This is a genomic window from Clostridium sp. KNHs216, from assembly GCF_006714885.1.
In the GTDB taxonomy this organism is placed as follows: Bacteria; Bacillota; Clostridia; order Oscillospirales; family Acutalibacteraceae; genus Caproiciproducens.
Window position 1 is genome coordinate 1,771,183 of sequence record NZ_VFMF01000001.1, and the last position, 14,783, is coordinate 1,785,965.

A 14,783-nucleotide genomic window follows, 5' to 3' on the forward strand; every position below is an offset into this window, starting at 1 on the left:
AAAAGGAGAAGATAGTATGGCAGGAATTTTTGACGGCGTCCGTGTTATCGATTTTACTGCGCACGTATCCGGTCCGGCTTGTACGAGCACACTTGCCGATCTGGGGGCTGAGGTAATTAAAATCGAACCGCCGGTAACCGGCGAAGCAACAAGAAATTTGTATCCGCGTTTGGATGGGCAGGCGCTTACTTATCTCTGGAACAATCGCGGTAAAAAGTCGGTCACTATTAATATGAAAGATCCTGAAGGCGTTGCGGCCATCAAAGAGCTGATTAAAACAGCCGACGTTCTTGTCGAAAACTTCCGCCCCGGCGTAATGGAAAAGTTCGGCATCAGCTATGACAAGGTAAAAGAATTTGCCCCGGGCATAGTTTATTGCTCTATTTCCGCATTTGGTCAGTATGGACCGGACGCGTATCGGCCCGGATTTGATATCGTTGTGCAGGCGAGGAGCGGCATAATGGACCTGACCGGGGAACCGGGCGGAATGCCCACCAAGATCGGCATTGTGCTGGCGGACATGGTGTCTTCCAAGGATGCTTTCGCCGCCATAGCCGCGGCGCTGTATCACAAGCTGAAAACCGGCGAGGGCCAGTATCTGGATGTTTCCATGCTGGAGTGCGTTTCAAGCATGAACCTGTATGTCGACCACGCGTTGATGGGGCGTGACCCCCAAAGGCAGGGCCGCCATCATATCAGTCTGGCGCCTTATGGCATATTCGAAGGAAAAAACGGCCAGTGCATCGTTTTGGCGGCATTCACTGATAAGCATTGGGAGATTTTATGCAACGAGGTACTTAAAAAGCCTGAAATGGTTGATGATCCGCAATATAAAACGGGAAACAGCCGCATTGAAAATAAACTCCAGATCGCTGCCGCTATTGAAGATTGGCTTAAAACCTTCGACAATATCGACGATGCGGTAAAGACCGTCGAGAAATTCGGGCTGGTTGCAAGTAAAATCAACTCGACCCGTGAAGTCGCACAAGACCCGCAGCTGCTTGCACACGGCGGAATTGTCGACATTGAAGCAATGCCCAGCATGAAAAACACGGACAGTTATAAAGCACGCGGTCCTTGGATCAAATATTCCAAAACGCCCGCGGTGATGAGGCGCGCAAGTGAGCTGGGCGAATACAACCATGAAGTCCTCAGCGGGATCGGCTTATCAAAAGAAAAAATAGACGAAATGGAAAGCCGTTGGGCAAAACAAAAATAAACAAGAGGTGCTGAAATGAAAACGAGTTACAATCTTCTGACCGATGAACAGCAGGAGCTGCGGCTGATGGTCCGGGAATTTGCCGATAAAGAAATCATTCCGGGTGTCAAAGACCTGGATATCGCCGGTGAATTTCCGCACGAGCTTTATCGCAAGGCGTTTGATATGGGCCTTACCACGATGACCTTGCCGGAACAGTATGGCGGTATGGGACTGGATATTTTTACATATTCGCTGCTAAAAGAAGAAATCGCGCGCGGAGACGCCGGTTTTGCCGGTGCGATCGCCGGGTGCTTTATGGGCAGCCTGCCGGCATTGCTGTCGGGTACCGATTACCATAAAAATCTGGTTGCGGAATGTCTGAACAACGGCGGCGTCATGGCGTTCTGCCTTACCGAGCCGGACTCCGGTTCGGATTCGGCATCCATGCGTACTACTTATGTAGACGATGGGGACAGCTTTGTAATGAACGGCCGTAAATGCTTTATCTCGAACGGCGGCGTCGCCGATTTGCTGCTGGTATTTGCGACCAAAGACCGCAGCCTGGGGAACAAGGGGATCTCCTGCTTCCTGGTAGAAACGAAATCGGCCGGTGTTTCTGTCGGAAAGCATGAGGATAAACTGGGCTATCGTACTTCCGCCACGACGGACATCATTTTTGAAGACTGCCGCGTGCCGAAAGCCAATTTGATCGGTGCGGAGTGCGAAGGGATGGCGATCATGAACCGCAGCCTGAACAGGACGCGGCCCACGGCGGGTGCGGGCGCGATCGGCAATGCGCAGTATGCTTATGAATGCGCGGTAGACTACGCAAAAGTACGCACTTCGTTTGGCGGAAAACCAATCTGCAAATTTCAGGGTGTCGGTTTTATGCTGGCCGATATGTACACGCAGCTGGAAGCGGCAAGACAAATGGTCTGGCATGCCTGCCGCTGTGCAGATGCCGGTGTCGTTGACCGTAAACTGTTTTCGGCAGCAAAGTGTTTTGCGGCCGACGTAGGGATGAACGTCTGCACGAACGCGGTCCAGGTACTCGGCGGTTATGGCTACAGCAGAGAGTATCCGGTTGAAAAGCGCTTCCGTGATGCAAAAATTTACCAGATTTTCGAGGGCACCAACCAGATCCAGCGCGTTATTATCAACAGCGACATCTGCAAGGACTAAGCGGCAATGTCTGATAAATCCCCCCAAAACAATATAGTGAGAGAGGGTTCGTAAATTATATGGCAAACGCAGTTAACGCAAAATCTTCTCAGAAAAATGTGTTCCATGTTCTTTTCGCTTTAGCCATTTGGCTGATTTTCAAGTTTCTGGTTCCGGCGCCGGCGCCTATTACCGCAGATGGCATTGAAATCATCGGTATTTTTATTATGGCGCTTTATCTCTGGATTTTCGTTGGCACCGGCTGGACGTCGATACTTACAGTCTGTTTACTTGGTATGACCAAATACATGACGCCTGCACAGGCCATCAAAGGCTCGTTCGGCGACTGGATGTTCTCGTTCCTAATGGGCTGTATGATGGTAAATGCCGTCCTTTCCGAGACCGGATTGTCGCGGCGTATCGCAGTCTGGTTCATTACGCGTAAATTTACCAGGGGCAGGCCTTACCTGATTATTTCCATGTTTTTTACGGCAATGTTCGCGTTGGGGCTGTTTATGACCTCTTCCGCGACCTGTGTTATGTTTCTGGCCTTGGCAAAAGAAATTCTGGATACCTGCGGCTATGACCGCAAGGAACGGTTTTCCCAGTTCCTGTTCTGCTGTATTGCATGGATCACGATTGCGGGCAACGGTATGACCGCGATCGGTCACGGCAACTTCATTACCGGCATGGGGTGGGTTTCCGAAGCCTTCGGTATTAAAATCAGCATTGCACAGTCCGCGATTATCGGCTGTTCGATTGGTATCGTATGGATTGCCCTGCTTATACTCATTATGAAGATGATTTATAAAATGGATGCCTCCAGATTAGTCAATTTGGACATGGATGAGCTGAAAGGCAGCATGACGAAAATGTCCAAAGCCGAAAAGTTTGCCGGCGGATGCTTTGCGGCGGTCGTGCTCTGCTGGGTCGCAGGCGATATTACCCAGCCGATTCCCCTGCTTTACAATACAATAGGCGCTTTCTGCAGCGGTCTGGGTTCGGCAATACCGATTCTGCTGTGCGTTTGTGTGCTGTGTGTTGTTCCCGTCGATGGCAAACCTCTCATGAACTTTAACACAATGACTAAAAAGATAGCGTGGCAGAGCTGTATGATGATTGGTACCGTCCGTCTGCTCGGTACTGTTTTTGCGGATGAAAAGCTTGGCATCACCGCATGGATGCAGAGTGTGTTCGGCCCTGTCGTTCAGGGGATGCCTGCGGCCCTGTTTGTTGTTGTCTGCATCGGCATCGCGCTGCTCGCGACAAACTTTGTTTCAAACAGTATCGCAATGGTTCTTTTCAAAGTGGCCGCGCCTCTTACTCTTCTGATCCCCGGGGTCAACGGACCGGCTCTTGGCGTTGTCATGATCTGCGCGATTCACTATGCAATGTGGACTCCGGGCTGCACGACTACGACCTCCTTTGTCTGTGGAAGCGGAGACGTGGAAGGTTCGTTTATGGTCAGGTACGGCTGGGTTCCCATGATTGCGGCATTTATTGCGCTTGTTACAGTCGGCTACAGCGTCGGTTGTTTGGTTTTCTAAATGGAAAGGATTGATTTCTTTATGAATACTCGTATTACTGAATTGTTCGGCATTCAATATCCCATTATTCAGGGAGGGATGCAGTGGCTTGCCACCGCGGAATTTGCGGCGGCGGTTTCCAACGCGGGAGGCCTTGGTATTATAAACGCCACACGTTTTCAGGATAAAGAAGGCCTTGCAGAAGAGATCCGCAAGACAAAAACATTAACGGACAAGCCGTTTGCGGTGAACATTTCCATGCTGCCGCACAAAGACTATAAAGACAATACCGACAATTATTTCGCCGCTGCTTTTGAGGCCGGGGTACCGATTATCGAGACGTCCGGCCGCAATCCGGCGGAGTATGTACAGGCCTGTCATGATCACGGAATCAAAATCATGCACAAGGTCCCGGCGGTGCGCTACGCGAAGACCGTTGAACGCGCGGGCGTGGACGCGGTTACGATCGTGGGCTTTGAGTGCGCCGGTCACCCGGGTATGGATGATGTTTCCACTATGGCTCTTATTCCCAAGGCGGTCGAGGAATTAAAGCTTCCGGTGATTTCCGGCGGCGGCATCGCCGACAGCAGGGGCTTCATGGCCGCACTGGCGCTGGGTGCGGAAGGAGTGGTAATGGGCACGCGTTTTGTCGCCACCAAAGAATGCCCGATCCATGAAAATTTCAAACAGCGCCTGATTGAAACAGAGGAAAACGGAACCATGCTGGTTCAGAAATCTTTGCGCAACGCGAACCGCGTCAGTAAGAACGAGGCCTCCGCCAGGACCCTGGAAATGGAAAATCGAGGGGCAGGAATCGATGAATTGCTGACGGTTATCAGCGGGAAAATTCAACGCGCCTGCTATGAAGACGGCAATGTAGAAGGCTGTCTGTTCCCCATCGGCGAGTGCAGCGGAATTATTCATGACGTAAAAACCGTACAGGAAGTATTCGACGAGATCGTAAACGGCAGTGAAAAGATTCTCAGCCGTATGCAAAGCATCTTGAAATAATGAATTAAACGATAAAGAGGCAATTATGCTATGAGTCCAGCGACAATTGCATTGGTCATTCTTGCAGGTTGCATTCTTTTGTTTTTGACCGATTGGATCCCCAGTGCTGCAACAGCGGTTTTGGGATGTGCACTGTTGGTTGTGACAGGAGTTTGTACGCCTGCCCAGGCTTTTTCCGGATTTTCCAGCGATATAACGCTGATGGTTGCCGGAATGCTGGTCGTTGGCGACGCCTTATTTGATACCGGCGCCGCCAACACAGTCAGTAAATGGATCATTAAATCCGGAATAAACAGCGAACGAAAATTCCTGGCAGTAAGCATTGTCATTTCAGCCGCGTTGGCTTCCTTCCTGTCCAATATCATGGTGATTGCCATGTTTATGGCGATCATCAATACGATGGTCAAAACATCCCCCAATATGCACATGAAGCGTTTGTGCATGCCTATTGTGATGAGCTCAACATTTGGCGGTGTCTGGACATTGATGGGGTCTACGCCTCAGCTTGCCGTACAGGCATTGGTAAAAGGCACTTACAATATAGAATACCGTGTGTTCGATTATTTGCCTGTAGGATTGATCCTGACTGCCGCTTTCCTATTGTATGTGGAACTGATCTGGTATCCGGCAAGTATCAAAAAGTGGCCGGACGAAGACAAGGCGGATCACGAAGAACTGGATGATTTCTCTGCCCGCCAGGAGCAGCTGCCTGCGGGAACCCATCCGGGCAAGCAATACGTGATGCTCGTCATTCTGCTTTTCGTATGCGTGCTGTTCGTTACGGAAGCCGTGTCGATCGGAGTAGCTTCTGTGATCGGCGCACTGCTGTGTATTATAACACGCTGTACAACAGAAAAATCGGTGATTAAAAATATGGATTGGGTCGTTCTGATTCGCTTGTCCGGCTGTCTGGGGTTAGCGACCGGGATCAGCCAGAGCGGCTGCGACAAGCTGATCGCCAGTGGCCTGGTTTCTGTTTTGGGAGAATCCTTCGCACCGCAAACACTGATGATCGCGGCGGTAATATTGTCTATGCTGGTAAGTAATTTTATCAGCAGTTCCACGGCAGTCATTATTGTGCTGACACCGGTTTTATCCTTATGCTCGCATTTTGGCTTCAGTCCGCTGCCGTTCGGTTTGGCGGTCTGCTATGCGTGCAGCCTTGCCATGTGTACTCCCATTGCAAGCGCGCAAATAGGGATTTCGATGGTGGCGGGATATTCGTTTGCTGATTATTTCAAGGCAAATATACTGCTGTCTGTTTTGATAGGCATACTCATCATATTAACAGTGCCGCTGTTTTTTCCATATTTCGCATGAACATGAAAGGGTGACTACTCATATGAATATTTTAGTCTGTGTAAAACAGGTTCCGGATACAACGGAGATCAAAATCGATCCTGTTACGAATACGCTGATTCGCAGCGGCGTTCCCAGCATTGTGAATCCCTTTGACGCATATGCTCTGGAAATCGCTGCCCGGATTAAGGATGTGAATCCGGACAGCAAGATCGTCGTGCTGTCTATGGGCCCTGAACAGGCCAAAGCCGCTCTGAAAGAGTGTCTTGCGGTTGGCGGGAACAAGGCTTATCTGGTAAGCGACCGTGTGTTCGGCGGTTCCGATACGCTTGCTACCAGTTATATTCTGTCCAGGGCAATTGCCAGGGTAGAGGAACTGGAAGGAAAATTTGATATTATCTTCTGCGGGAAGCAGGCAATAGATGGAGACACCGCTCAGGTTGGTCCCGAAATCGCGGAACATCTGGATTATCCTCAGGTTACGTGTGCAGTGGAAGCCGTTGTAGAAGAAAGCAGGGTCAGGGTAAAACAGGAGGCGGAAGAAGGATTTCATATGATCTGGGTGAAAATGCCTTGTGTAATTACCGTGACCAAGCCTTCTTTTGAACCCCGATACCCTTCTGTAAAGACCAAGATGGCGGCAAATCGCGCGGATATCCCTACTCTGACTTCCGCGGATTTTACAATTGACCTGGCGAGAGTCGGTCTGAAAGGCTCACCCACCAAAGTTGTAAAAAGCTTTACGCCTCCGTGCAAGTCGTGTGGTGTGAAGATTCAGGAAGAATCGGATGAAGCGTCGGCACTGCAGCTGTGCCGGATGCTCAGCGGTGCCCACATTATCTAAGAATAGGGAGGAACGCATCATTGGAAGTCAAGAATAAGGATTTATGGGTATTTATTGAGACAGACGAGGAAGGGAAGGCCCGGAACGTTGGGCTGGAGCTTTTAGCCCCGGGCCGTAAGCTTGCTGCCGCACAGGACGGTGAGCTGGTGGGAGTGGTGATCGGCAGTCGGGTCGATGAAGCGGTTAAGTCCGCGGCGGCTCACGGCGCCGACAGGATTATAGCGGTGGACGGTCCCGAGTTCCGCCGATATACGACCGATGCCTATACCGACGCTTTTTACATACTGGTGGAAAAATATGGCCCTACGGCTGTTTTGATTGGAGCGACCTGTGTTGGACGCGATATGGGCCCCCGTCTGTCCTGTCGGCTGAAGACCGGCCTGATAGCCGACTGTACCGCACTGGACATTGACGAGGCGAGCGGAAATGTCGCCTGGACCCGCCCCGCTTTCGGCGGAAATCTGATGGCCACCATCCTCTGTTCCGACCATCGTCCGCAGATCGGTACCGTACGCCCCGGCGTGTTTAAAAAACCGGAGGCGGAAACCGGACGTTCCGTCGAAGTGATCCGGGAAGACATTCATGTTTCCGCCGAGCGAATCCGTACGGAACTGTTGGAAGATATCAAAGAAGCCGGCGGCGCGCTGGTAGATCTGGAGGGCGCCGAGATCATCGTCTCCGGCGGTCGCGGGCTGGGCGGGCCGGAAGGCTTTGCTCCTGTCCGTGAACTGGCTGACGCATTGGGAGCTACGGTCGGAGCCTCCCGTGCCGCAGTTGACGCGGGATGGATTCCCCACTCCCATCAGGTAGGACAAACGGGAAAGACCGTTGCTCCAAAGGTGTATGTCGCCTGCGGAATTTCCGGCGCGATCCAGCATCTGGCAGGCATGAGCGGTTCCGATGTCATTATCGCCATTAACAAGGACCCGGATGCGCCTATTTTCTCTGTGGCCGATTACGGTGTCGTGGGCAATCTGAATGAGGTCCTCCCCATTCTGACGGCCGAAATCAAGAAGCGGAAAGCATAAGTTTTTTATGGGTACTGCCAAGTAAAATGTCTAAAAACCAGCATATCATTCAGATTGAATGATATGCTGGTTTTCTGCTTTATAGATAAAGCTCGTTCTCATAACTTATCTAAATAAAACATTAGGTGCATAAGAAAGCAAAAACATCCAGAAGTCCGCTTGCCTTTTTCTATGATAAAGACAATTTTTCTTTCCAGTGAAATACGATGGCAGTTTTCGCAGGTTCACTGCCGCAAATTACCGGGGAAGCGGCTTGAGTCCGGTCAGATCGGGAATTTATGGAAGAAGAGCTCCTCCTTAGACTGGTAGTCCGATTGCCAGATCAGGATTTGAATTTCATAAAGGGATTCCATAAAGCTGGTGAAGTCCTCCTCGTACTCGTTGGCGATTACAAGAGTGGGGAGCTCGCTTTCCGGAACCGTCTCAAAAAGCTTTTGGATATAGGTAGTATCCCAGTCGTTGACCAGAGGGCGGCCCTGAAAGCACAGGTATTCGCCGGCGGGGATCCGAAGGATATTGGGGTCCTCAAATCCCGGGTCGCCCTTGAGATACACAAAATACTTCTGCGATTCCCACTTCTTCTCCAACATGCTCTGAAAGGAAATGATATTGCCGTTCTGCCGCAAGAAAGCAACATCCTTGAATTTCTTGTCGGCTTTCAGGCTTCGCAGTAGCAAGGATGCCTTTGAAGGCTGGTTGGAGTTTTGAATATTTCGCTCTTCCGGCAGGCTGGAAACCGCCAGCATGTAGCGCTCCCCGATCATCTGCTTATAGGGAACGGCCTGAAACTGCTGTCTGTCCGAATAGCGGAAAAAGTTAATGTACCATTTCAGAATATCTACAGTCTCCTGCATTTTCTGTTGCTCAGCCAGCTTTTCCCTGAGCTGCTTTTCCAGATAAGGCAGCAGCGCCTTGCCGTTTCCTGCGGAAAAGGCATCCTTGATCTCCTTCAGCGACAGCCCGATTGTCTCCAGATAGCGGATGCGGTCGATGAGGGAGAGCTGGATATAGGAGTAGTAACGATATCCCGTTTCCGGGTTGGTATAAGCCGGCTCCAGCAGCCCGATATTGCTGTAGTACCGCAGCGACTGCACGGAAATTCCGAGAATCCCCGCGACTTCGCCAATGGAGTACAGATTTTCCTTATCCATATTTGCTTGTCTCCTCCGCTTTTTCGGGTCCGGCACAGACAATGGGAGAAGGGCGGTCATACTCCCCAACTGTCATACCAGACACACTTGTCAAACCCCGCGCCATGACCGATTGCGATCATTATATCATAATCCTTGGGAAATCACACTTTCGACTCTGCAGCCGTAAACAGTTTTTCCACCGTCTTTATTCTGAACGGACAAATTTATTGACAGACAGCACGTTTTCAACTGCATTTATATGCCTTCAGTGAACTATTCTTTGCAAAAAATCAGCATTTTACACAATTTCAATCCTCTGAATCCCCATGAAATGTAGAAAATTCGTATCAGCCTTGACTCTAAGGCCGCTATAGACTTTACAATTAGCAATGGAAATTCAATTTTCCGATTTGTTCCCGGCCGGAACAGAGAAAGTATCTATTCCCTCATCCAGCGTATTCTCCCGTGAGGAGCATGGAGAAAGGCAGCTCGATTGGGGATAAAAAAGGAAGCGGGTTGTATGCGCTCCCTATCAGCGTTTTGGTTGCAGCCCATTCCCGCACTCGTTTGGTGAGTTAGGCATTTTCTAAATCCGTAGAGAAAAACTGAGGGGGAATTACAATATGTTGAACAGTGTCCTTACAAACTTGGACAGCTTCTTGTGGGGCGCGCCGTTTACTCTGTTTGTCATCGGCGTAGGTCTGTATTTTCTGGTGCGTTCCGGTTTCTTTCCGATTGCGCATTTCCGCCATATGCTGCACCACACTCTGGGCAGTCTTACCAGCAAGGAAACTCATAACAAAAAGGCCGGACAGACCACTCCGTTCGAGGCGATCTGCATTGCGATCGGCGGCAGCGTGGGCTGCGGCTGCATCGGCGGTATCGCCACCGCGGTGGCGGTGGGCGGCCCCGGCGCCGTGTTCTGGATGTGGGTGTTCGGTCTGGTGGCCATGATGGTCAAGATGGTGGAGATCACCCTGGGCTGCCACTACCGGAACAAGAACGAAAAAGGGGAATACTTTGGCGGTGCTACCTACTACATGGAAAAGGGCATCGGAAGAGAGCAGGGGCATAAATACGGCTTCGCTCTGGCCTGGCTGTTCGGCATCGGATTTGTGGCACAGTTCCTGGGCGGTTCTCAGGCATACACTATTTCCGAAGTTCTGAATACCACTTTCGGTTTCAATATGATTGCCGTCACAGTGATTTATTCCATATTTGTGTTTTACATTATTTACAAAGGCGTTCCCCGCGTGGGAGCGGTGGCCAAAAAACTGGTTCCGTTCAAATGCACGGCCTTCCTTCTAGGCGGCGTCCTTCTGATGGCGCTCAACTACCGGAACCTGCCCGGCGTGTTCTATTCCATCTTCCACGACGCGTTCCACGGCTCCGCCGCGCTGGGCGGCTTCGGCGGCGCCACCATTGTGGTAGCCATGCGCAACGGCGTCGCCCGCGGGCTGAACTCCAACGAGGCCGGGCAGGGCTCTTCCCCCCAGATTCACAGCACCTCCAACACCGTCCATCCCGTTCGTCAGGGCCTGTGGGGCTGCTTTGAAGTGTTTGTAGACACCTTTATTGTCTGCTCCATCACGGCCCTGTCTATTCTGGTCACCGGCGTTTTGGGCACCGGAAAAACCGGCGCCACGCTGACTATCGCCGCGTTCGAGCACAACTTCGGCATCGTCGGACCTATTTTCATCGGCCTAATGTGCGTTATGTTCGGCATTACCACCACCAGCGGATGGTTTACTTATTACATATCGATCATCAACCACGGTCTGCGGTATCATCCCGTCCTCCGCGACCGGGTCATTAAGATTTTCAAGTTTCTCTTCCCGCTGCCCAACATCGTTATCGTGACCTCCATAGTACTCACAGGCAATGGCCCCGATTTGTTCTGGACCATTGTGGACCTCACTCTGGTCATTCCTGTGTTTGGGAACCTGCTGGGGCTGATCTGCCTGCGCAAAAAGTTCTGGACACTGCTGAAGGATTACAAGGCCCGCTATCTGGGTTCAGGTAAGGTTGATCCTGACTTCAACCTGTTCTACGAGGATGATCCCAAGGTGGCGGCAGAGGAGGAAGCCATCCGCGAGGAGGCCCGCCGCATCACCAGCGAGGCTTATGCCAAGTCCGGTAAATCGGCCTCGTAATTCCCGGCGAAAACGGCGGACCTCGCCGGCTTTATAAAAAGGAGACAACAATCTATCATGTTTAAGGAAACCGAAAAAGAGTTCACTTTTTCCACCGATATACTCGCCAAGGGAGCCTATACCCGGTATCCGGTGACAAATCCCGAGGCGCTTCCGATTTTCATGACCACCGCGTTTAACGTGGAGGATCTGGACGACCTGCAGAATCGGTACGACGAAAAGGGCTTCTGCTATAACCGCAACCGTAATCCGAACCGTTCCGCCCTTGCGGAGCTGATAACCTTCATTGAGCACGGTGAGGACTCCATTTGCTGCAGCTCCGGCATGGGCGCCATCTCTACGGCGGCGATCGCGCTGACGAAGAAGGGAGACCATATTCTCTCCGACCGGACGCTCTACGGCGAGTCTCTGGAGATCTTCACCAAGATTCTCGGTAATTATGGCGTGGAGACCACATTCATCGACTTTACAAATCTGGACGAAATCAAAGCAAATCTCCGTCCCAACACCGCCCTTCTGTATACGGAGACGGTCTCCAATCCCATGATCGCCGTTCCCGACCTGCGGGCCGTGGCGGATATTGCCCATGCCCACAACGCCCGGTTTGTGGTGGACAACACCTTCATGACCGGCGCGCTGGCAAGGCCCCTCGACCTGGGAGCCGACCTGGTAGTCAACAGCCTGACCAAGTTCGCCAACGGACACAGCGACGCCGTCTGCGGCGCAGTGACCGGCGGCAGGGAGCTGATTGCCAAGTGCTATGAGCTTCAGGTCCTGCTGGGCACCCAGTCCGACCCGTTCACCTCCTGGCTGGTCCAGCGGGGCATCCGCACTCTGGATCTGCGGATTAAGCGGCAGTCCGAAAACGCAGCGGCCCTTGCAGCGGCGCTGGACAAAAGCCCGTACGTTCTGAAGGTCCACCATCCCAGCCTGATGAATCATCCTCAGCACGACATCGCCGTAAAGCAATTCGGCAAATACTGCGGCGGAATGCTGAGCGTGGAGTTCCCCGAAAGCCGGGAAAAGATGAATACCTTCATGCGCGGCCTGCACTTTGCCCACTACGCCATGACGCTGGGCGGCTACCGCACTTCCCTGTCCTACCCTCCTATGAGCTCCCACTACGATGTGCCCCGGGAGGAACGGCTCAAAATGGGGATCACCGACGGCCTGCTGCGTATCTCCTGCGGCATTGAAAACACCGACGACCTGGTTGGCGATTTTCTGCAGGCAATAGAAGCGGCCTATCAGTAAGCGAAACTGTGATTCGAACGATTTTGGGGGAACGCACAGTACTGTGCGTTCCCCCATGTTAATTCAAAAGGAGAATGAGACAAATGAAAGATATGGTGGAAATCCGCTGGCATGGGCGCGGCGGACAGGGCGCGAAAACGGCGTCGCTGCTGCTGGCGGACGCTGCCTTCAATACGGGCAAGTATGTGCAGGGCTTTCCGGAATACGGCCCGGAGCGTATGGGCGCGCCCATCACCGCGTACGATCGGATCAGCACGGAACGCTGCACCGTGCACTCCAACATCTATGAGCCGGACTACGTGGTGGTGGTGGATGAGACACTGCTTTCCTCCGTGGACGTGACGGCGGGACTGAAGGCCGACGGGGCCATCGTCATCAACAGTACGAAAAAGCCAGAGGAACTGCGCTCCAGGCTAAAAGGCTACCAAGGGAAGGTCTGTACCATCGACGCAGGCAAAATCAGCGTGGAGACACTGGGGAAAAATTTCCCCAACACACCGATGCTGGGTGCTATCGTAAAGATCAGCGGCGTGGTGCCGGAGAAGGAATTCATTCAGGACATGGAGGGCTCCTTCCGGCACAAGTTCGCCAGCAGGCCCCAAGTAATCGAGGGCAATATCAAAGCCCTGATACGCTCCATGGAGGAGGTGCAGATAGGATGAACTACAAAAAGGCGGCAGAGATCAGCGAAACCATCAGCTGGAGGGATATTACTCCGGGCTGCAACATCTACGAGGGCGGCACATCCGACACGGTGGCCACGGGCGAATGGCGGACCATGCGCCCGGTGCTGCACGAAGACAAGTGTAAACAATGCCTGCTGTGTGTACCGGTATGCCCCGACTTGTCCATTCCGATGGATAAGGACGGCAAGCGGGGCGGTTTCAATTACTTCTTCTGCAAGGGCTGCGGCATCTGCGCGGCGGTATGTCCGTTTGGAGCAATTGAAATGATCCCGGAGGAGAAATAAGAAAGGAGAGCGCACAATGGGAATCAGAGAAAGACTTTCAGGCAACGAAGCAATTGCCTATGCTATGAAACAGATCAATCCCGATGTGATGGGGGCGTTCCCGATCACCCCGTCCACCGAGATCCCCCAATATTTTTCTACTTATGTGGATAACGGCGAGGTGGATACGGAGTTCATCCCCGTGGAAAGCGAACACAGCGCCATGTCCACCTGCATCGGCGCACAGGCGGCGGGTGTTCGTGCCATCAGCGCCACGTCCTCCTGCGGTCTGGTCTATATGACCGAAATGCTGTACGTGGCGGCCTCGGACCGCCTGCCCATTACGTTAGCGGTGTCGACCCGGGCGCTGTCCGGCCCCATCAACATCAACAACGACCATTCCGACGCCATGGGCGTGCGCGACGCGGGCTGGATCCAGCTCTTCGCGGAAACCAATCAGGAAGCCTACGACAACTATCTTCAGGCCATGAGGATCGGCGAGGCCGTCAGCCTGCCCGTCATGATCTGTCAGGACGGCTTTATTACCTCCCATGCCATTGAGAACATTGAACTGGCGGAGGACGACAAGGTCAGGAAGTTTGTCGGCGAATACCATCCGGACAATGCCCTTCTGGGCCGGGAGAATCCCATGTCCGTGGGCGCGTTCGGCATGCCCTGCTACTACATGGAGTGCAAGCGCCAGCAGGCTCAGGCCATGATTGACGCCAAGGAGGTCATTCGCAGGGTCGGCGAGGAATTCGGCGCGATGACCGGCCGGTCCTACGGCCTGATCGAGCGGTACCGGATGGACGATGCCGAGGAAGCCGTCGTCATTATGGGTTCCTCCGCCGGTACGGCTAAGGCCGCCGTGGATGAGCTGAGGGCCGAGGGTAAAAAGGCGGGCCTGGTGAAGATACGCTCCTTCCGCCCCTTCCCGGCAGAGGAACTGGTGGAAGCACTTAAAAACGTAAAGGCCTTTGCGGCCATGGATAAGGACGACAGCTTCAACGCCCACTGCGGCCCGATGTTTGCGGAGATTGCGGCGGCGCTGTATGCGGCGGGCGAGACCGCTCCCAAGGCGATCAACTATATCTACGGTCTGGGCGGCCGCGACGTGCGTCTGGAGAGCATCCGCCGCGTGTTCGCAGAGCTGGAGCAGATCGCCGCCACGGGCGAAACGGGCGAGACCTACCGCTATCTGGACGTGCGGGAATAAGGAGGAAC

At 52.8% G+C, this 14,783-nt stretch carries 13 protein-coding genes; 12 read left to right on the forward strand and 1 reads right to left on the reverse strand.

The annotated features are described in order from the left end of the window. Positions 1 to 16: 16 nt before the first annotated feature. The 7 genes from LY85_RS08550 to LY85_RS08580 are packed head-to-tail and all read left to right on the forward strand — an operon-like array spanning position 17 to position 8,070. The gene (locus LY85_RS08550; RefSeq protein WP_141826301.1) at positions 17 to 1,219 is read left to right on the forward strand and encodes a CaiB/BaiF CoA-transferase family protein; all 1,203 of its coding nucleotides are present in this window, start codon (positions 17 to 19) and stop codon (positions 1,217 to 1,219) included. A 15-nt stretch (positions 1,220 to 1,234) separates the two neighbouring features. Then, positions 1,235 to 2,383, forward strand: coding sequence for an acyl-CoA dehydrogenase family protein (locus LY85_RS08555; protein ID WP_141826302.1), 1,149 nt, complete (start codon positions 1,235 to 1,237; stop codon positions 2,381 to 2,383). Positions 2,384 to 2,442: 59 nt separating this feature from the next. Further along, a complete protein-coding gene (locus tag LY85_RS08560; RefSeq protein WP_141826303.1) occupies positions 2,443 to 3,909 on the forward strand; it encodes an SLC13 family permease in 1,467 nt (488 codons plus the stop codon). Between the two features lie 21 nt (positions 3,910 to 3,930). Further along, a complete protein-coding gene (locus tag LY85_RS08565) occupies positions 3,931 to 4,899 on the forward strand; it encodes a nitronate monooxygenase (protein ID WP_141826304.1) in 969 nt (322 codons plus the stop codon). Between the two features lie 30 nt (positions 4,900 to 4,929). Next, positions 4,930 to 6,219 carry an SLC13 family permease gene (locus LY85_RS08570; protein WP_141826305.1) on the forward strand — a complete coding sequence of 430 codons (1,290 nt, stop codon included), beginning with the start codon at positions 4,930 to 4,932 and terminating at the stop codon, positions 6,217 to 6,219. A gap of 22 nt (positions 6,220 to 6,241) precedes the next feature. After that, complete coding sequence (locus LY85_RS08575; RefSeq protein WP_141826306.1) at positions 6,242 to 7,042, forward strand: electron transfer flavoprotein subunit beta/FixA family protein; 801 nt, start codon at positions 6,242 to 6,244, stop codon at positions 7,040 to 7,042. A 20-nt stretch (positions 7,043 to 7,062) separates the two neighbouring features. Further along, positions 7,063 to 8,070 carry an electron transfer flavoprotein subunit alpha/FixB family protein gene (locus LY85_RS08580; RefSeq protein WP_141826307.1) on the forward strand — a complete coding sequence of 336 codons (1,008 nt, stop codon included), beginning with the start codon at positions 7,063 to 7,065 and terminating at the stop codon, positions 8,068 to 8,070. A gap of 263 nt (positions 8,071 to 8,333) precedes the next feature. Here the strand turns inward: LY85_RS08580 and LY85_RS08585 are convergent, their stop codons facing one another. Beyond that, positions 8,334 to 9,221, reverse strand: a complete 888-nt coding sequence (locus LY85_RS08585; protein WP_185741164.1) for a helix-turn-helix domain-containing protein — start codon at positions 9,219 to 9,221, stop codon at positions 8,334 to 8,336. Between the two features lie 605 nt (positions 9,222 to 9,826). Here LY85_RS08585 and LY85_RS08590 point away from each other — a divergent pair. The 5 genes from LY85_RS08590 (at position 9,827) to porA (ending at position 14,775) form a co-directional block, all read left to right on the forward strand. Continuing rightward, positions 9,827 to 11,356: a sodium:alanine symporter family protein gene (locus LY85_RS08590; protein WP_141826309.1), complete on the forward strand. Its 1,530-nt coding sequence runs from the start codon at positions 9,827 to 9,829 to the stop codon at positions 11,354 to 11,356. Positions 11,357 to 11,413: 57 nt separating this feature from the next. Next, positions 11,414 to 12,610, forward strand: coding sequence for a PLP-dependent aspartate aminotransferase family protein (locus LY85_RS08595; RefSeq protein WP_141826310.1), 1,197 nt, complete (start codon positions 11,414 to 11,416; stop codon positions 12,608 to 12,610). Positions 12,611 to 12,693: 83 nt separating this feature from the next. Further along, positions 12,694 to 13,272 (forward strand): 2-oxoacid:acceptor oxidoreductase family protein, encoded by a 579-nt coding sequence (locus LY85_RS08600; RefSeq protein ID WP_141826311.1) that lies wholly within the window; start codon positions 12,694 to 12,696, stop codon positions 13,270 to 13,272. Next, positions 13,269 to 13,580 carry a 4Fe-4S dicluster domain-containing protein gene (locus tag LY85_RS08605; protein ID WP_141826312.1) on the forward strand — a complete coding sequence of 104 codons (312 nt, stop codon included), beginning with the start codon at positions 13,269 to 13,271 and terminating at the stop codon, positions 13,578 to 13,580. Before LY85_RS08600 ends, LY85_RS08605 begins: the two co-directional genes overlap by 4 nt. A 16-nt stretch (positions 13,581 to 13,596) precedes the next feature. Beyond that, complete coding sequence (porA, locus tag LY85_RS08610; protein WP_141826313.1) at positions 13,597 to 14,775, forward strand: pyruvate ferredoxin oxidoreductase; 1,179 nt, start codon at positions 13,597 to 13,599, stop codon at positions 14,773 to 14,775. The last annotated feature ends 8 nt before the right edge of the window (positions 14,776 to 14,783 follow it).